General features: G+C 68.4%; 17 protein-coding genes. 5 read left to right on the top strand and 12 right to left on the bottom strand.

Annotated elements, in window-relative coordinates:
• The 4 genes from hemH to J2Z79_RS08565 all read right to left on the bottom strand — a co-directional run bounded on the left by hemH (position 1) and on the right by J2Z79_RS08565 (position 3891).
• Positions 1-930, bottom strand: coding sequence for a ferrochelatase (gene hemH / locus J2Z79_RS08580; protein ID WP_209466458.1), 930 nt, complete (start codon positions 928-930; stop codon positions 1-3).
• Positions 931-936: 6 nt separating this feature from the next.
• Positions 937-1971 carry a uroporphyrinogen decarboxylase gene (gene hemE, locus J2Z79_RS08575; protein ID WP_209466457.1) on the bottom strand — a complete coding sequence of 345 codons (1035 nt, stop codon included), beginning with the start codon at positions 1969-1971 and terminating at the stop codon, positions 937-939.
• A gap of 137 nt (positions 1972-2108) precedes the next feature.
• Positions 2109-2519, bottom strand: coding sequence for an EVE domain-containing protein (locus tag J2Z79_RS08570; protein WP_342589448.1), 411 nt, complete (start codon positions 2517-2519; stop codon positions 2109-2111).
• 13 nt (positions 2520-2532) lie between these two features.
• Complete coding sequence (locus tag J2Z79_RS08565; protein ID WP_209466456.1) at positions 2533-3891, bottom strand: N-acyl-D-amino-acid deacylase family protein; 1359 nt, start codon at positions 3889-3891, stop codon at positions 2533-2535.
• Between the two features lie 405 nt (positions 3892-4296).
• Here J2Z79_RS08565 and J2Z79_RS08560 point away from each other — a divergent pair, with 405 nt between their 5' ends.
• The 3 genes from J2Z79_RS08560 (at position 4297) to J2Z79_RS08550 (ending at position 6408) form a co-directional block, all read left to right on the top strand.
• Positions 4297-4584, top strand: coding sequence for an RNA recognition motif domain-containing protein (locus tag J2Z79_RS08560; RefSeq protein ID WP_209466455.1), 288 nt, complete (start codon positions 4297-4299; stop codon positions 4582-4584).
• A 118-nt stretch (positions 4585-4702) separates the two neighbouring features.
• Positions 4703-5842, top strand: a complete 1140-nt coding sequence (rodA, locus tag J2Z79_RS08555; protein ID WP_209466454.1) for a rod shape-determining protein RodA — start codon at positions 4703-4705, stop codon at positions 5840-5842.
• A 17-nt stretch (positions 5843-5859) separates the two neighbouring features.
• Positions 5860-6408: a hypothetical protein gene (locus J2Z79_RS08550; protein ID WP_209466453.1), complete on the top strand. Its 549-nt coding sequence runs from the start codon at positions 5860-5862 to the stop codon at positions 6406-6408.
• A gap of 38 nt (positions 6409-6446) precedes the next feature.
• On the opposite strand, the gene sdhB is transcribed toward J2Z79_RS08550, so the two are convergent.
• The 3 genes from sdhB to J2Z79_RS08535 are packed head-to-tail and all read right to left on the bottom strand — an operon-like array spanning position 6447 to position 9655.
• A complete protein-coding gene (gene sdhB / locus J2Z79_RS08545; RefSeq protein ID WP_209466452.1) occupies positions 6447-7199 on the bottom strand; it encodes a succinate dehydrogenase iron-sulfur subunit in 753 nt (250 codons plus the stop codon).
• Between the two features lie 15 nt (positions 7200-7214).
• The gene (gene sdhA / locus J2Z79_RS08540; RefSeq protein ID WP_209466451.1) at positions 7215-8993 is read right to left on the bottom strand and encodes a succinate dehydrogenase flavoprotein subunit; all 1779 of its coding nucleotides are present in this window, start codon (positions 8991-8993) and stop codon (positions 7215-7217) included.
• 17 nt (positions 8994-9010) lie between these two features.
• The gene (locus J2Z79_RS08535; protein ID WP_245302476.1) at positions 9011-9655 is read right to left on the bottom strand and encodes a succinate dehydrogenase cytochrome b558 subunit; all 645 of its coding nucleotides are present in this window, start codon (positions 9653-9655) and stop codon (positions 9011-9013) included.
• Positions 9656-10014: 359 nt separating this feature from the next.
• Here J2Z79_RS08535 and J2Z79_RS08530 point away from each other — a divergent pair, with 359 nt between their 5' ends.
• A complete protein-coding gene (locus J2Z79_RS08530) occupies positions 10015-10716 on the top strand; it encodes a hypothetical protein (protein WP_209466450.1) in 702 nt (233 codons plus the stop codon).
• 83 nt (positions 10717-10799) lie between these two features.
• Here the strand turns inward: J2Z79_RS08530 and J2Z79_RS08525 are convergent, their stop codons facing one another.
• Positions 10800-11984 (bottom strand): pyridoxal-phosphate-dependent aminotransferase family protein, encoded by a 1185-nt coding sequence (locus tag J2Z79_RS08525; RefSeq protein WP_209466449.1) that lies wholly within the window; start codon positions 11982-11984, stop codon positions 10800-10802.
• Positions 11985-12032: 48 nt separating this feature from the next.
• Positions 12033-12524 carry a bifunctional nuclease family protein gene (locus J2Z79_RS08520; RefSeq protein WP_209466448.1) on the bottom strand — a complete coding sequence of 164 codons (492 nt, stop codon included), beginning with the start codon at positions 12522-12524 and terminating at the stop codon, positions 12033-12035.
• Positions 12525-12681: 157 nt separating this feature from the next.
• Between J2Z79_RS08520 and J2Z79_RS18905 the strand changes: the two genes are divergently transcribed.
• Entirely contained in the window at positions 12682-13371 is a 690-nt protein-coding gene (locus J2Z79_RS18905) for a molybdenum cofactor biosynthesis protein (RefSeq protein ID WP_209466530.1), read from the top strand.
• Positions 13372-13418: 47 nt separating this feature from the next.
• On the opposite strand, the gene J2Z79_RS08510 is transcribed toward J2Z79_RS18905, so the two are convergent.
• The 3 genes from J2Z79_RS08510 to J2Z79_RS08500 all read right to left on the bottom strand — a co-directional run bounded on the left by J2Z79_RS08510 (position 13419) and on the right by J2Z79_RS08500 (position 17210).
• Positions 13419-15515, bottom strand: a complete 2097-nt coding sequence (locus J2Z79_RS08510; protein WP_209466447.1) for a hypothetical protein — start codon at positions 15513-15515, stop codon at positions 13419-13421.
• Between the two features lie 91 nt (positions 15516-15606).
• On the bottom strand, positions 15607-16413 hold the full coding sequence (locus tag J2Z79_RS08505; protein WP_209466446.1) for a type III pantothenate kinase: 807 nt from the start codon (positions 16411-16413) through the stop codon (positions 15607-15609).
• A 5-nt stretch (positions 16414-16418) separates the two neighbouring features.
• Complete coding sequence (locus J2Z79_RS08500) at positions 16419-17210, bottom strand: type III pantothenate kinase (protein WP_209466445.1); 792 nt, start codon at positions 17208-17210, stop codon at positions 16419-16421.
• Positions 17211-17426: the final 216 nt, after the last annotated feature.

Genomic DNA, 17426 nt, shown 5'->3' with positions numbered 1-17426 from the left:
CTACAACGCTCCCCGCGCGGCCCGGAGCACGGCGTTCGCCAGGGCCTGCGCCAGACCCGGGTGGTCGTTCAGCATGCGCGTCCGCTCGAGGTGGACGCCCAGCTCCGCCGCCGCCTGCTTCAGCTCGATGTCCAGATCGTAGAGCACCTCAAGGTGATCCGAGACGAAGCCGATGGCCGCGACCAGCACAGCCCGGGCCCCGGCGGCGGCCAGCTCGGCCACCTTGTCCCGCACGTCCGGCCCCAGCCAGGGCTCGGGCGTCCGGCCGGCAGACTGATAGGCGAAGTGGAACCGGGTGACGCCGGCGCCCCGGGCGATCGCCTCGCCCATCTCACGCAGGTGCTCGGGGTACGGGTCGCCCCACTCCAGGATGCGGGCCGGGAGCGAGTGGCAGGTGAAGACCACCTCCGGCTCCCCCCCGGGGAACCGTGCGAGGCCCTCGCGCATCAGTTCCACCTGGGCGGCGATGAACTCCGGCTCCAGGTGCCAGGAGAGGATCCGCTCCACCTGCAGCGGCCTGTCCAGCCTGGCCAGCGCCTGGTCGACCTGCTCGAAGTAAGCGCCGGAGGACATCTTCGAACCCTGAGGCGCCAGTACGATGCCCACGGCCTGCTGGATGCCGTCCTCGGCCATCCGGGCCACCACGTCCGGGATCCACGGTTCCCAGTGCTTATTGGCCTGGTAGAGCCGCCAGTCCACGTCCGGCGCCATCGCCTGCAGCGCCCGCAGCACCGACTCCGCCTGGCTCCGGCTGATCTGGTTCAGCTGGGACAGGCCGCCGATCGCCTCGTAGCGCTCGATCAGCTCCTGCAGCTGCTCTGGCGTGGGCGGGCGCCCGCGCCGGATGTGGGTGTAGTACGGCAGGATCTCCTCCTTGCGGTTGGGCGTGCCGTAGGCCATGACGAGCACGCCCACCACGGGCCTTGCCATGCTCCTCTACACCTCCCGCACTTCGTAAGCGTGGACCAGCTCCACGACCCGCTGCAGCGCCGACACCGACATCTGCGGCATCACGCCGTGGCCGAGGTTGAAGATGTGCCCGGGCCGGCGGCCGGCGCGGCGCAGCACGTCCGTCACCTTGGCCTCCAGCACCTCCGGCGGGGCGAAGACCGCCACCGGGTCCAGGTTGCCCTGCACGGCGAAGTCCGGCCCGATGATCCGCCAGGCCTCGTCCAGGTCCGTGCGCCAGTCGACGCCCATCACGTCGGGCCGGAGGTCGGCCATCGACGCCAGCAGGTGGCCCGTGTTCACCCCGAAGTGGATGACGGGCGCACCGGTGGCGCGCACGGCCTCGATGATCGGGTACATGTACGGCCGCACGTAGGTCTCGTAGTCGGCGCGGGTCAAGTTGCCCACCCAGGAGTCGAAGACCTGCACCGCCTGGCAGCCGGCCTCCACCTGCTGCACCAGGTACCGGGCCACCATCGCCGCGAGCTTCTCCATCAGCTGCCCCCAGACACGGGGCTCGCTGTACATGAAGGTCTTGACCTTGCGGTAGTCACGGGTCGGCCGGCCCTCCACCATGTAGGAGGCCAGCGTGAAGGGCGCCCCGGCGAAGCCGATGAGCGGCACGTCCAGCTCCCGCACAAGGATCCGGATCGTCTCGAGCACGTAGGGCACGGCCTCCTCCGCGTCGAACGGCGGAAGCGCCGAGACCTGCTCCTCCCGCACGATGGGCTCCTCGAACACGGGGCCCACGTTCTCGACGATGTCCACCTTCAGCCCCATGCCCCTGAGCGGGGTCATGATGTCGGAGAAGAGGATGGCGGCGTCGACGCCCAGCTGGCGGACCGGCAGGAGCGTGACCTCGGCGCAGACGTCCGGGTGCTCGCAGATCTCCATCAGCGTATACTTCTCACGAATCTGCCGGTACTCGGGCTGGTAGCGCCCGGCCTGGCGCATGAACCAGACCGGGGTACGGTCGACCACCTGGCGGCGGCAGGCGCGGAGAAAGCGGTCATTCTTCAGCATCGGGGCTGATCACGGCTCCTTTCGGGCGCACTGCCCGCCAGTCACCGGCGGCGGGCCCGAGATACTCCGTATTAGTGTATACCATTTAACATCTGTCCGACCATAGGGCGTCCGTCGGACGAAACGGAGCCGCCTTATCAGCCCATTCGGGCCATCTCGTGGATCCACTGCCACTGGTCCGGCGAGACAGGCATCACGGAGAGGCGCGACTGCCGGACCAGCGCCCAGTCCGAAAAGCGCGGGTCGGCCTTGATGGCCGCCAGCGTCACGGGCGACGGCAGCCGGTACGCCGGCTCGACGTCCACAGCCACCCAGTTGCCCTCCTCCGCGGTGGGGTCGGGGTAGGGCTCGCTCACCACGCGCCCCACGCCTACGATCGCCCGCTCACTCCCGGTGTGGTAGAAGAGGAAGAGGTCCCCGGACCGCATGGCGCGCATGTGCCTCGCCGCGGCCGCGTTGCGCACGCCGTCCCACATCTCGGGCGACTTCCGCTCCAGGTCGGCGTAGCTGAACTCCTCCGGCTCCGTCTTCATCAGCCAGTAAGCCACGCACGTCACCTCCTTACTCGCCGCGGCGGAGCAGGCGGCCGTACCGTCCTCCCTTCCACTCTCCCTGCTCCACCACCACGTGGCCGTTGACGAGCACGTAGGCGATGCCCTCAGGGTACTCCTGGGGGCTCAACCACGTGGTGCGGTCTGCGATGGTCTCCGGGTCGAACACGACCACGTCCGCGAACTGCCCCGCCTTCAGGTATCCCCGGTCCGTCAGGCCGAACTCGTCGGCCACCTGGCCGGTGGCCTTGCGCACGGCCTGCTCCAGCGTCAGCAGCTTCTCCTCCCGCACGAGCGTGCCCAGCAGCTGCGGGTAGGCTCCGTAGGAGCGCCGGTGGAAAGCGTAACGCCGAGCCTCCGCCGCCGTGGCCAGCTTGGGCTGGGCCTCGCCGTCCGTGGAGACCAGGCTCCACTCGGCCTGGAAGAACCGGCGCATGGCGCTCCCGCTGGAGACCAGCGCGACGATGCGCACGGACGGGTAGCGGGCGAGCAGCCTGCCTGCGGCCTCCGCCGCGGGGACGCCCAGGCGGGAGGCGGCCTCGGCCACGGTCAGCCCGTGCAGCTCCTCCGCGGCGCCGTCCACGATCAGCAGGTGCTCGGGCGGAAGGAGCGCGGCCCATTCCGATAGGGGCCGGTTGACCGCGTAGTCCGGCGCCAGGTAGGGGTAGACGTCGGCGAAGACCCGCTGGCCGGCCCTCCGGGCTTCCTCGATGAGCGCGACCACCTCGTCCTCCTTCGCCCAGTTGCGGTAGTGCACGATCTTGAGGTGGGCCAGGTTCACGGGCACGCCGGCCTCAGCGCCGATCGCCAGCGCCTCCCGGATGGCTTCGACCACCCGGTCGCCCTCGCTGCGCACGTGCGTCGAGTAGATGCCCCCGTAGGGGGCGGTCTCGGCGACCAGCGCCGTCAGCTCGGCCTGGTCAGCGAAGGAGCCCGGCTGGTACTCGAGGCCGGTGGAGAGGCCGAATGCGCCGGCCTCCATGCCCGCGCGCACCAGCCGCTTCATCTCGGCCAGCTGCGCTTCACCGGCCGGACCCGGGGCCCAGCCCATCACGTGCGCCCGCACCGACCCCTGGCCCAGGAACAGGCCGAAGTTGACGCCTGTCCCCTCTTCCTCCAGCTGCGCAAGGGCGGCTGCGATGTCCACCGGGGAGCGGCCGTCGACCCCGCCGAACTCCGTCGTGATCCCCTGCATCAGCGACGCCTTGGCGTCGCGTTCAACAAAGGGGTTGAGCAGGTCGTCGTGGGTGTGGGAGTGCGGGTTGATGAACCCGGGCGCCACGACCATCCCCTCTGCGTCGATGACGCGGTCGGCCGTGTAGAGGCCCAGCTCACCCACGGCGACGATGCGGTCGCCGACGATCGCCACGTCTCCCCGGTAGCGGGAGGCTCCGGTACCGTCGACGAGAGTACCACCGCGGATGACAAGATCATAGACTGATGGGGCAGCCTCAGGTGCAGGCGGAGCGCCGGTTGTCACCCCCGGCGAGTCTCCGGACTCGGCGGGAGGCTGTACGGCGACCGCCCCGGCGCCGCCGTTCTGAGGCTCGGCGCAGCTTGCCAGAAGCACGAGACTCAGCAGCGCAGCCACCAACCTTCGCAGCACAGCAACCCCTCCACAATCTGGGTGATTTCACTGTAACCAAAGCGCGCCGCGTGGTCAAACCCTCTTGCACCATGACCAGCCCTACGTGTAAACTGAATTAAGCATCGCGATGTTGCCTGCGGGGCAACCGGCTGCGAGAAATCCAAAGAGACGGGAGTACGAGAGCAGATGGCCAAGACCCTTTATTTCGGTAACCTGCCGTGGGCCGCCACCAGTGACGACCTGCACAATGCCGTTTCGCAATACTGCGAGGTCATCTCCGCTCGCATTGTGACAGACCGAGAGACCGGCCGCAGCCGCGGTTTCGGGTTTGTCGAGGTGCCGGACGAGGCAGCCCAGCTGGTCATCGATGCCCTGAACGGCGCCGAGTGGGCCGGACGCCCGCTCACCGTGAACGAGGCGAGGCCCCGGGACGGCGGCCGGGGGAACCTGGGCCTGCCCGTCAAGAAGGTCTAGCCGAAACCGCTATGATCTGTGCCGGTGCCACCCTGCGGTGGCACCGTATTTTGTTCGTCCCCAGAAGCAACCAGGAGGGGTTTGATCAAGTCATACGAAATGGTATACCGCTGCGGAGGTGATCGCACTGTACTGGCACCCGCGCTTCTGGAAGATGATCGACTGGCCGCTCTTCGCTATCGTGCTCGCGATCACCGCCGTCGGCTTCGTCGTGATCTCCAGCGCAGCGCCGAGCTACGAGGTCAAGGCGGACCTCATCAAGCAGGCGGCTGCGCTGATCATGGGAATGGTCGCCTGGGCGATCCTCGTCCTGCTCGACTACAATGAACTGCGAACCCTCCACTGGTGGGTATACGCCTTCAACATCGCGATGCTGTTCGCCGTCGTCGCCTTCGGCGTCGAGGTCATGGGCAACAAGAACTGGCTGGACCTCGGCGTCATCATGGTACAGCCCTCCGAGCTCGGCAAGGTCCTCCTGATCGTCACGCTGGCGAAGCAGCTGGACGACATGGAGAGGCTCGAGGCGTGGTGGCACCTGGCGCCACCGATTCTCCACGTCATGCCGGTCCTGGGGGCGGTCGTGCTGCAGAAGGACCTGGGCACGGCGCTGGTCTTCGCCGTCATCGGTGTCGTCATGGTGTACGGCCGCGGATTTCCGGGCCGCAAGCTGCTGGCCGCAGGCGTGCTGGCGGCCGCGTTCGTGGTCGGATCGGTCTGGAGCCACTACACCTACGGTACAGTCTTTCCGCTGAACATCAACCCGGGGCAGTGGAATCGCATCGACGCCTTCCTCTACCCCGAGAAGGATCCCGAGGGCGCCGGCTACCAGGTGCTGCAGTCGAAGATGGCCATCGCCTCCGGCGACATCTGGGGCAAGGGGTACGGCAAGGGCGAGTACCAGCAGAACGGCTGGCTCCCCTTCCCCCACACCGACTTCGTCTTCGCGGCGCTGGTCGAGGAGTGGGGGTTTGTGGGCGGCGCGGTGCTGCTGGGGCTGTACGCGCTGCTCTTCCTCAGGCTGGCGGTGATCGCCTTCTCGGCCAACGACCGCTATGGTACGCTGATCGTCGTGGGCGTCGCGGCGCTCTTCGGCGCGCACGTGCTGGAGAACGTCGGCATGACGATGGGGCTGATGCCGGTGACCGGCATCCCGCTGCCCTTCGTGAGCTACGGCCCCACGGCCCTCGTGGCCAACATGGCCGCGATCGGCCTGACCCAGAGCGTGGCGGCACGGCGGGAGCCGCTGCCCTATGACTGATAAGGAGCGAGGTTACATTGGCGCTGCCTGACTGGATTCGCGGGATGCTGCTCCGGCCGGCAGAGACCTTCGCGCAGGCGCAGAAGGAGATGCGGTACGCCTACTTGTGGATCCTCCTCTGCGTTTTCACGATCGAGGCGGTCATGCTGCTGTTCCACCCCGACGTCCGTGCGGCGGGGCCGGGCGTGCCCGCCGACCTGCTGTTGTTCAACCTCTTCAGCCTGCTCTTCATGATCTTCAGTGTCCAGGTGGGGCTGCTCTTCTGGAGCGGACTGGCATTCGGCTGGCGCATCAGGCTGGCCGACGCGATGAAGTACACCGGCCTGATCTGGGTGTTCTTCCTGGCGGAGGACGTGGTCACCTTCGTCCCGGCCCTCAAGGAGCAGGACATGCTCTCGCTCTGGCTGTCGCTGCCCTTCCTGGTGTGGCGGATCGGGGCGCTCACCGCGGGGATCCGGGCGGTCTCTGGATTGCCGCCCGCGCGCACGCTGGCCATCGCGCTGATGGCCACCCTGCCCTGGCAGCTGCCGCTGCTCTACCTGAACTGGACCTCCCTGAACGGATAGGGTCCGCCGCCCGGAACCGGGCTGGCGGACCCTGATGCTTACTTCCCGAACATCTTCTTGACCATGTACCCTGTAAGCTGGCGCTGGATGTCGGCGATCGACGTGGTGAGCGGGATCTCCTTCGGGCAGGCCCGCACGCAGTTCTGGGCGCTGCCGCACTCCATGACGCCGCCGGGGCCGGCCAGGGCCTCCAGCCGCTCGTGGGCGTGCATCTTGCCCGTGGGATGGGCGTTGAAGAGCCGGGCCTGCGAGATCGGGGCGGGACCGATGAAGTCGGTCGTCTCGTTGTAGTTGGGGCAAGCCTCCATGCAGCAGCCGCACGTCATGCACTCGGACAGCTTATACATCCACTCCTGGTCGTACGGCGACTGCCGGGGGCCGGGACCCAGGTCGTGCGTGCCGTCGATGGGGATCCAGGCCCGCACCCGCTTGAGCGCCTCAAACATGCGGGAGCGGTCGACCATCAGGTCGCGCACGAGCGGGAAGGACTTCAGCGGCTCGAGGGTGATCGGCTGCTCCAGGGTGTCAACCAGCGCGGAGCAGGCCTGGCGGGCCTTGCCGTTGATGACCATGGAGCAGGCGCCGCACACCTCTTCCAGGCAGTTGCAGTCCCACGTGACGGGCGTGGTGCGCTTGCCCTCGGCGTTGACCGGGTTGCGCTGAATCTCCATCAGGCAGGAGATGATGTTGGCGTTGGGACGGTACGGGAGCCGGAACTCCTCCCAGTAGAACGGCTTGTCTGGGCCCTCCTGCCGCCTGATCCGGAGCTGGATGAACTTCTGCTCGGCCACGGTTCCCGTACCCCCTTACTTCTTGGTGTAGTCCCGCTTGCGCGGCTGGATGTGGGTGACGTCGACGGGGATATAGCTCAGCTCGGGCCCGGACTCGGTGTGCCTAGCGATCGTGGTCTTGAGCCAGTTCACGTCGTCTCGCTCGGGGAACTCCGGCTTGTAGTGGGCGCCGCGGGACTCGTTGCGGGCCAGGGCACCCTTGGTGATGACCTCGGCGAGCACCAGCATGCCGTGGAGCCAGCGGGTGAAGACGGCCGGCTGGTTGGAGTGGCTGCCGGTGTCGGGCACGCCGATCCGCCAGTAGCGCTCCTTGAGCTCGGCGATCTTCACCAGCGTCTCCTCGAGGTTCTTGTTGTACCGCACGACGGTGACGTTGTCGGTCATGACCTTGCCGAGCTCGTCGGCGATGACGTAGGGGTTCTCCGGGCCGTCCATGCGCAGGATGCGCTGGTACTTCTCCTGGGCCTCGCGCACCGCCGCCTCGAAGATCGAGTCGGGAAGCTCCTCGGCGGGGGTGGTGTTGAGGCCCTTGATGTACCGCACGGCCGCGGGACCGGTCACCATGCCGTCAAAGACGCAGGAGACCAGGGAGTTGGCGCCCAGACGGTTGGCGCCGTGGTGCTGGAAGGAGGCCTCGCCGGCGGCGTACAGCCCGGGGATGTTGGTCATGAAGCTCTTCGGGCTGTCGAGGTCCATGTCGTTGTTGGCCTTCTTTTCGTACCCAGCCCATAGGCCGCCCATGGTATAGTGGACACCCGGGAAGATCTTCATCGGCACCTTGGTCGCGTCGTCGCCGACGAACTTCTTGTACATGTCGATCAGGTTGCCGATGCGGCGGCGCAGGGTCTCCGCGGGGATGTGGCTCACATCCAGGTAGACCATGTTCTTGCCGTCCACGCCCAGCTTCTGGTTGACGCAGACGTCGAAGATCTCGCGGGTGGCGATGTCGCGCGGGACCAGGTTGCCGTACTTCGGGTACTTCTCCTCGAGGAAGTACCAGGGCTTGCCATCCTTGTACGTCCAGACGCGCCCGCCCTCACCGCGGATCGACTCGGACATGAGCCGCAGCTTGTCGTCGCCCGGGATGGCGGTGGGGTGCACCTGGATCATCTCGCCGTTGGCGTACCACGCGCCCTGCTGGTAGACGATGGCCGCCGCGGAACCGGTGTTGATCACGGAGTTGGTGGACTTGCCGAAGATCATGCCGATGCCGCCGGTGGCCATGATGACGGCATCCGACTTGAAGGCCCGGAACTCCATCGTGGTCAGGTTCTGCGCGGTACAGCCGACCACGCGCCCCTCGTGGAGGACGAGGCCGGTGAAGTCCCAGCCCTCCCACTTGGTAACCTTGCCGTCCACCTCGAAGCGGCGCACCTGCTCATCCAGCGCGTAGAGCAGCTGCTGGCCGGTGGAGCCGCCGGAGAAGGCGGTGCGGTGGTGCAGCGTGCCGCCGAAGCGGCGGAAGTCGATCAGCCCTTCCGGCGTGCGGTTGAACGGCACGCCCATCCGGTCGAAGAGGTAGATGATGCCGGGGGCCGCCTCGCACATCGCCTTGACGGGCGGCTGGTCCGCGAGGAAGTCGCCGCCGTAGACCGAATCATCGAAGTGGATCCAGGGGGAGTCGCCCTCGCCCTTGGTGTTGACGGCGCCGTTGATGCCCCCCTGCGCGCACACGGAGTGGGAACGCTTTACGGGAACCAGCGAGATGAGGTCGACGTGGAACCCGGCCTCTGCGGCCTTGATCACCGCCATGAGCCCGGCCAGGCCACCGCCAACGACGATCAGATTGCGCACGACTGTTCCCTCCTACATCAGCGGAATGCGAACAGGGCGGTGAGGCCCATCGCCGAGACCATGACGAAGAGCACGTTCGTCACCACACTGGAGACCCGCTGGCTGCGCGGCCCGATGGTGATGCCCCAGGTGATGAGGAACGTGTAGAGGCCGTTGGCGAAGTGGTAGGCCGCGGCGATGATGCCGATGCCGTAGATCGTCGCCACGATGGGATCGGCGAAGGCGTTGGCCACGGTGAAGTAATCGGGCAGGCCCGGCATGGCGGTGCCCTCGTTGTAGGCACCCAGGGCCTTCGGGACACGGAAGTGGAAGATATGATAAGTAACCCAGACGAGCGTGATGAGGCCGGTGACGCGCTGCAGCAGGAACGCCCAGTTCCGGCCGTAGCTGTAGTTGGAAACGTTGTGCCGGGCGTCCAGTGCGATCCAGATGCCGTAGATGGCGTGGAAGTACAGGGGCAGGAAGATGCCGAAGATCTCGAACAGCAGCACGAACGGCAGCGAGTTGATCGACTCTACGACGTGGTTGTAGGCCTCAACTCCCTGTATTGCCCTCGAGTTCTCGAACAGATGGAACACCAGGAATAGGCCCACGGGCACCACACCGGTCAGCGAGTGGAGCCGGCGGAGCAGGAAATGGTTGCGCTGCACGAACTCTCGCATTCCCTGGTACGCTCCTTCCCCCTATGGTCTTGTCAGGAACCCCTTCCCCGTTCATACTGGACCTTACCCCGTCCTCCGATGCAAGAAGTAGGTACAAGGCGCCTGGGGACTGTAGACCGTGCTCATTGTAGTCCTGCAACCAAAGTACTGTCAACGTTCTGAAAGGCTATTACTGGGAGCAATTCCTCCCAGTAGCGTTACTTATCGCCCTTGCGTCAGTTTGTGCACTTCGGCTCAAGGCGCTTCACAGGCGGCGACAGGACCACCTCCCGCCCGGGGAGAGAAAGTCGGTGCGTTTGCTGTAATATAACCGCAGCTTATCTCGCCCAACATGCATTTCTATCTCAGGAGGGACGCGAATGCGGCAGCAGCTGCTCCTCGAGGCCGCCGGGGGTACCAGGCACGTGGTTCCCCTGGCCCATCTGGTTCGGATGCAAGACGCCATTGAGATACTCGGCGCCGATCCCTACCCCTTGCTGATGCGGTTGGGAGCCGTTCGCACGGCCGAGCTGCAGCCGGTGGTGGCGGGATCCCTCCTGAGGGAGGTGGAGCGGGTCACTCCCCGACTCGGGCAGCTGCTCGTGCCCACCCTGACCTTCCTGGACGGCGCCGGCGCCCCGATGGGCGCGTTCTACGGCGGCCCGGACGAGACCGAGATCGCGCGCACCGATGACGGCGTCGTCTCGCTGACCGCCGAGGGCATCAGGATCGCCCTGCGCCGCTTCCCGCCGCCGGTCGGCTTCCGCTCCGACCCCGGCGTGGCGCGGGGGTGGTACGTGTGTTGCTTCTCCTCCCTCGCCTTCGGCCCGGAGGGCGCACAGGGCCGGCGGACGCCCGGGATGAGCGGTTCGGGCGCCCCCGTTGCGCTGCCGGGGCTGCCGCCGCTCCCCCCCGTAACCCGCTGGCATCAGGCGAGCGTGGCCGGCTCGCCTGCGGTGGCGTCTGCCGTGTTCGCCACCACGCCGGCCGCCGAGGTGTTCCGGGACCTGCTGCACGCCATCACCGCGGCCTGCCAGGAGGCGCTGCGGCTCCGGCAGCCGCTCCGGGCGGAGCGGGCCTAGCAGCCCGCCGGCCGCGGACAGAAGAAGCAGGCGGGGCCCTCCGCATGTGACGGAGGGCCCCGCCTGTTGTCGTCCCCCGGGACCTACTGCTTGTACACGGCCCGGGCGGCTGCGACCGCCGCGCCGCGTTCGCACCGGTACCCCTGCTCCACCAGCGCGGTCTCGAGGGCGCTCAGCAGCCGCATCACCGGGGCGGGGTTGGCGTTGACGCCCATCAGGCCGACTCGCCAGGTCCGGCCGGCGAGGGGCCCGAAGCCGCCGGAGATCTCGATGTTCTCCTCCAGCAGCCGGCGGCGGACCGTCAGGTCGTCGATTCCCTCGGGGATGTTGATCACGTTCAGCATCGGGAGCCGCCTGCCCCGGGTGAAGAGCGAGAGTCCCATGGCCTCCAGGCCGGCCACGAACGCCTCGTGCGCCTTGCGGTGGCGGGCAAACCGGGCCTCGAGCCCCTCCTCCAGCACAATCCGCAGCGCCTCGCGCATGGCGTAGATCATCGTGATCGGCCCCGTGTGGTGGAAGACCCGGGTGTTGGCCTTGCCGTCGCCCCAGTAGGCGAAGAGCAGGTTCAGGTCAAGGTACCACGACTGGCACCTGGACTTCCGGCCGGAGACGACCTCCATCGCCCGCGGGCCGAAGGTGACCGGCGAGAGTCCGGGAGGTGCCCCGAGGCACTTCTGGGAGCAGGAGGCCGCCGCGTCCACGTCCCACTCGTCGATCTTGACCGGCATGCCGCCCAGGGAGGTCACGCAGTCGATGGCGAGGAGCGCGCCGTACCGGTGGGCGATCTCCGCCACCGCCGCGACCTCCTGCTCCGCGCCGGTAGAGGTCTCGGCGTGCACCATGGCCACCAGTTTGGCCGGCTTCCGCTTCAGCTCTTCCTCGAACCGCTCCGGCGGAATCGACTCGCCCAGCGGCGCCTCGATCACCCGAACGTTCGCGCCCGTGCGCGCGGCCACGTCGGCCATCCGCTGGCCGAAGTAGCCGATGATGCCTACCACCACGTCGTCACCGGGCTCCAGCAGGTTGACGAGCATCGTCTCGATGCCCGCAGAGCCCGTGGCCGAGATGGGGACCGTGTGGTGGTTGCGGGTCTGATACACCTGGCGGAGCCAACCCATCGTCTCGTCCATCAGCCCCAGGAAGGCAGGATCCAGGTGCCCGATGACCGGCGTAGCCATCGCCCGGAGGATCCGCGGGTCGACGTTGGAAGGGCCGGGCCCCATGAGGAGCCGCTCAGGCGGATTCAACTCGGGTAGCATTCGGCTCATGTGATCTCCTCCTCGGTGTGGGGTGCGGGTAGCGGCGCCCCCGCCCGGCTAGTGCAGGACGGGTCCCTTCTCCCCGTCGTCCTCCTTCTCCGCCCCGTCGGGGGTCGCCTCCTCCTCTTCCAGCTCCTCTTCCAGCTCTTCTTCGGGAACCCCGGCGGCTTCCAGCACGGCCTCCTCGGCCACGATCGGGACGCCGGCCCTCAGAGCCAGTGCGATGGCGTCGCTGGGGCGCGCGTCGACCAGCACCTCCCGCCCCTCGGCGGTGAGCAGTTCGAGGTCCGCGAAGAACGTCCGGTCACGGTAGTCGCAGATCACCACCCGCGTCAACGTGCCCCCCAGCGCCTCCATCACGCGGTGGGTCAGCTCATGCGTCAGCGGGCGGGGCGTCCGCACGCCCTCGGCCTCGAGGGCAATCGCCCTGCCTTCCATGAGGCCGACCTCCATCACCAGAAGGCGGCCGAGCGCAGCGGCCCGCAGCACGAGGATCACGCTCGCGGTCTCCTCCACCACGCCGACGCTGACGAGATCCACGCCTACCATGACGGCGCCCCCCTTCTTCCAAGCCTAAGTATACGCTACACCCTGCGAGGTGGAAAGCGGCGCAAGTGCGGCGCCCGACGGTGGACGCCCCCCCTGCTGGTGTTCTATACTGAGTGCGGTCGAACCAACTCCCCGGGGAGGGTCACCATTGATCACCGTGAAGCTGTTTGCCGCCGCGGCCGACGCGGTCGGCCGGCGCTCGCTGCAGGGCGACTGGACCGGACTGACCGCCGCGCAGCTCCTGGAGCAACTGCAGAAGGACTACCCGGGTCTCGCCCGGCTGGCTCCGGTCCTCTCCATCGCAATCAACCGCGAGTATGCCACCCCGGACCGCCGGCTAGCCGACGGGGATGAAGTCGCACTCATCCCGCCGGTCAGCGGCGGAGCCCCCGGCCCTGCCGAGCGGCCCCTCTTCGAGGTCACCACCGATCCCCTCTCCGCCGACGAGATCGCCGCCCGCGTGACCAACCCCCACTCCGGCGCCACCGTGGTCTTCGTGGGCACGGTTCGGGAATGGACCCACGGCCGGCGCACCGTACATCTGGAGTACGAGGCTTACGCCGAGATGGCCGTGGCCCAGATGGAGCAGATCGGGCGGGAGATCGCGGAGCGCTGGCCCGGGGCGCGCACGGCCATCGTCCACCGGGTCGGCAAGCTGGCCATCACCGAGGCCAGCGTCGTCATCGCCGTCGCCACGCCCCACCGGGCGGACGCGTTCGAGGCGTGCCGGCACGCCATCGAGCGGCTGAAGCAGATCGTGCCGATCTGGAAGAAGGAAGTCTGGGAGGACGGCGAGGAGTGGGTCGGCAGCCAGACCGGCCCCGAATGGATGCACAGAACGGAATGACGGGCACAAAGAGGGCCTGCACGCACGGGTGCAGGCCCTCGCCGCGCCTAGTCCAGTCGCCATCCGCCGTCGTACCGGTAGTTGATGCAGCCCATGACGCCCTCGCAGAAGCTGGCGCCGGTGCTGCTAAGCGACGCCCGCATCGTCTGCCCGCCCAGGACGATAAGGCCCCGCGCCGGGCGCTCCGCCCCCGGCGTGTGCATCACCCGGAGCGACAGCACCATGATGCGGTTGACCTCCTCCTCCAGGGGATCGGCGGGCGCCCAGACGCCGTACTGCCAGTTGAAGGCCAGCAGCGTCGCCGCCACGTCGGACCGCCCGAGGAGCAGCAGCCGCCGCTCCTGGCCGGCCTGGACGATCTGGGCCGCCTCCCAGCGGGAGACCACCCCGTCGTAGGTGGCGACCAGCTGCGCCTGCCCGGGGTAGTGGAGGATGGCCAGGTGCGTGCCGGTGGGGTTGGGGGGGAGCGAGACCAGCCGCGTGTTGTCGCCGGCCTCAATGACGGAGACCCCGTAGCGCCCGTCCGGGTCGATCAGCTGCCGCAGGCGGTTGGCCGTCGGTGAGGCCGGGTCGACCCGCCTCAGGAACTCGGCCACCTGACCCGCGTACCACTCCAGCTCGCCCGGGGTGTGCGGACGGGTGAGCTCGGCCACGTAGTAGGTGAGGATGGGCAGGGAGTTGAGCGTGCCGTCCACCCAGGTCAGGTAGTGGCAGTCCCCGGGCCGCTGGCAGACCGCCACCTGCGGCTCCTCACCCGCCTCCAGCGCCACGCTGAAGTCGGGCATCTGGTCCCGGTCCCAGGAGATGGTGACCGCGTGAGGGGAGACCGAGGCGATGTTCCACAGCGGCGCCTCGGGCAGGAAGCCCACCCAGTCGCTGGCCGGCTGCCAGTCGTTGCCGGCGTCCAGCAGCAGCAGGTGAACCCCGCGGCTCTCCACGGTACCGGCTTCCCGGTCGGCCGTCTCGTCGACGACCAGCAGGAGGGCCGGGTTACCGTGGTGGGCCGTCACGCGCACCGACTCCACCGGGCCGGGCAGGTCGAGCACCCGGGTGAGCGGGATCCCGCCGCCCGTGCGAAACTGCACGGCCGTATACGCGAGCCCCTTGAGGGACTCGGGGGCGGGCACCGTAAGCAGCCGGGCGGAGAGCGCACGCCCCTCGTCCTCGAGGATGCGGGAGCCGTCGGGCAGCCGGAGCGCCAGCCCGTCCGACCAGCCGCCCTCCGCCGCCAGCGTCCGGGTCAGCTTGGCCGTGGCCAGCTGCCAGGCGATCTCCGCGGCCTGCTTCGGCGATACAGACAGCGCCTCGAACACCGCCTGCGGGCAGTCGCCCTCCTGGCGGCACCACTTGGCCGGATCTGTGGCCATGGACATCAGGGTGACGGCGTCAAACCGCGACTCGTCGACCAGCTTAAACCGGCCGTCCCACTTCAGGTAGACCTCCGGCGCCAGCACGAGGGTGCCGCGTTCCCGGTCGTCGAAGGCGGGCGCCCACGGGCCGTCCGCGATGGTCACCCGCAGGATGCCCTCCTCCAGCTTCAGCTGTGCGGTGCCGTAGGTCCCCTCCATGCCGGCGAACGCGTCGGAGACCAGCGCGAAGGGGCCGCTTCCCGGCCCGCTGAACTGGGCCACGAAGCCCGTGCGCTCGCCCTCGCGCAGCGTGAGGGTGATCAGCTGCCCACCGGGCTCGCTGTACACCCGGGCCGCATCCAGGCGGCCCAGCGGGAGCGGGGTCAGTTCGTAAGCGAAGGGCATGCTGCCGCCGCGCACCTGGACGACGACCCGGTCGGCCTCGTCCACCAGGCTGCGGCCCGGCAGCGCCAGGGCGTAAAGGTGGACGCCGCTCCCCAGGTCCACGTGGCGCACCATCACCTCGACGCCGGGCCGGGGCGAGGCGGACCACTCCTCGTCGGTGATCTCGTAGGACTCAGGCCGCTGCAGCAGTGAAAGCAGAAGCCGCACCGAATCGTCGGCTGCGGCGCGGCGGGCGGCGCTGGACGCCGTGCCGTCGAAGGCGGCGGACACCCGCTGGCGCAGGTCAGCAAGGGTGGGATCCACCTGCTTCGGCTGCGCTTCCCTGGCGCAGGCGGTGAGGAGCAGCAGGGCTGCAATCAGGCAGACCACCCTGGTTCGCAGAATCGACATCGGGGTACCTCCCGCATGCGGAATGGATAGCTGTCCCTCTTTCCCCGTGTTTCGCCCGAGTGCGTGCCCTTTCCTTCCCGGCGCGCCCGGGCTAGGCTTCCCGCACGGGGTCGGCCCAGTTCAGCTCGTACATGCGCCGGATCCCCTGCAGCGTGAGGTGCGGGTCGACCAGCTCGATCGTGTGGCTCTCGGGCGCCACGAGGTCCGCCAGCCCTCCGGTGGCCACAACCACCGGCTGCGGTCCCGCTGGCGCGATCTCCCTGGCCAGCCGCCGCACCAGCCCGTCGGCCAGGCCGACGAACCCGAAGAGGATGCCTGACTGGAGGCTGGCGACGACGTTGCGCCCGATCACGGACCGCGGCCGCTGCAGCTCCACCCGCTGCAGCAGGGCCGTGCGCCGGGTCAGGGCGTCCGTGGCGATCCCGATGCCCGGGGCGATGCAGCCCCCCAGGTACTCGCCCTCGGCGCTGACGCACTCCAGCTTGGTGGCCGTACCGAAGTCGACGACGATCACAGGCCGGCCCTGCGGACGCCCGTAGATCTCCCAGCCGGCCAGGGCGTTCACCAGCCGGTCGGTGCCGAGGGCGTCGGGGTTGTCATACCGGATGGCGGGCAGGCTGCGCAGGTTGCTCCGCAGCTCCTTCAGGTTCACGTTCAGGTAGCGCTGCACGGCCCGGCTCAGCACGGCGTTGAGCGGCGGAACCACCGACGCCATCGCAGCGCAGGAGATGTCGCCGGGGGTGTGGCCGTCGCCCTCCAGGAGGTGAACCAGCTGCAGGCCGTACTCGTCCCAGGTCTGCGCCCGGTCGGCGGCCAGGCGCCACATGGTGATCAGTTCGCTGTCCAGGAACAGACCGACGGTGATGTTGGTGTTCCCGACGTCCATCGCCAGCAGCATGCGCGCTACCTCCCTCCCCGGGCAGCCTGGTGCCGGTCGTAGATGATGCGAAGGCCGTTCAGCGCGAGGTAGGGGTCGTAGTGCTGGATCGTGGCGCACTCCCCGGCCAGCAGCTCCGCCTGCTCGCCGGTGGCGACGACCTTGCAGCCCTGCCGCCGGGGGTCGAGTTCGGCCGCCATGCGCTCCACCAGCTCGTCCACCATGCCGGCAAAACCGAAGATGATGCCAGACTGCATGGCGTGCACCGTGTTGCGCGCCAGCGCCCGCTCCGGCTTCGCCAGCTCGATGCGGGGGAGCTTGGCCGCAAACTGGAACAGGGCGTCGGCCGAGACGTCGATCCCCGGGGCGATCACGCCGCCCAGGTACTCCCCCCGGGCCGAGATCGCGTCCAGGATGATCGCCGTGCTGAAGTCCACCACGATCAGGGGGCCGCCGTACTTCTCAAAGGCCGCGACCGCGCCGACGATCCGGTCCGCACCCACCTCCCGTGGGTTGTCGTACCGGATCATCATGCCCGTGCGCACGCCTGGCCCGATCACCAGCGGCTTGAGGTGGAAGTACTTCTGGCACATCCACTCCAGCGTGGGCAGGAGCGGCGGCACCGACGACGCGATGGTCACGGCCGTCACCTGGCGACGGCTGAATCCGGAGCGCTCGAGCAGGCTGGTGAAGAGCAGCCCGTACTCATCCAGGGTCTTGCGCGGGTCCGTGTGCACGGCCCACTCCGCCTCGAGGCGCTCACCCGCAAAGACGCCCAGCACGATGAATGTGTTGCCTACGTCGATCGCCAGCAGCACCGGTCTGACCTCCCCGGTGGCCGGCCCGCCCCGGCGGGTCCAGCCCCTGAAAAACTCAAGCACGATTATAGCATACCGAAAGCAGGGAGGAGCGCGGGCCCCCTCCCCGCCGGACGACGGCAGAAGATCGAGTAGACCGTAGGGTCGCCCTACGGCCTCTCACAACACCGGACATGCGGGTCACGCATCCGGCGTTTCGTCAAGCACTCCGAGTCG

Source organism: Symbiobacterium terraclitae (assembly GCF_017874315.1).
GTDB classification, from domain to species: Bacteria; Bacillota; Sulfobacillia; order Symbiobacteriales; family Symbiobacteriaceae; genus Symbiobacterium; species Symbiobacterium terraclitae.
Note: the sequence above shows the minus strand (reverse complement) of the source record. Positions and strands in the feature narration are given on the sequence as shown.

Bases quoted from the DNA above. Each gene is read 5' to 3' on its own strand.
- J2Z79_RS08560 (WP_209466455.1), top strand. From the start codon at position 4,297: ATGGCCAAGACCCTTTATTTCGGTAACCTGCCGTGGGCCGCCACCAGT.
- hemH (WP_209466458.1), bottom strand. From the start codon at position 930: ATGGCAAGGCCCGTGGTGGGCGTGCTCGTCATGGCCTACGGCACGCCC.
- J2Z79_RS08505 (WP_209466446.1), bottom strand. From the start codon at position 16,413: ATGCTGCTGGCGATGGACGTCGGGAACACCAACATCACCGTCGGTCTG.
- J2Z79_RS08525 (WP_209466449.1), bottom strand. From the start codon at position 11,984: ATGAGCCGAATGCTACCCGAGTTGAATCCGCCTGAGCGGCTCCTCATG.
- hemE (WP_209466457.1), bottom strand. From the start codon at position 1,971: ATGCTGAAGAATGACCGCTTTCTCCGCGCCTGCCGCCGCCAGGTGGTC.
- J2Z79_RS08520 (WP_209466448.1), bottom strand. From the start codon at position 12,524: ATGGTAGGCGTGGATCTCGTCAGCGTCGGCGTGGTGGAGGAGACCGCG.
- J2Z79_RS08535 (WP_245302476.1), bottom strand. From the start codon at position 9,655: ATGCGAGAGTTCGTGCAGCGCAACCATTTCCTGCTCCGCCGGCTCCAC.
- J2Z79_RS08530 (WP_209466450.1), top strand. From the start codon at position 10,015: ATGCGGCAGCAGCTGCTCCTCGAGGCCGCCGGGGGTACCAGGCACGTG.
- J2Z79_RS08510 (WP_209466447.1), bottom strand. From the start codon at position 15,515: ATGTCGATTCTGCGAACCAGGGTGGTCTGCCTGATTGCAGCCCTGCTG.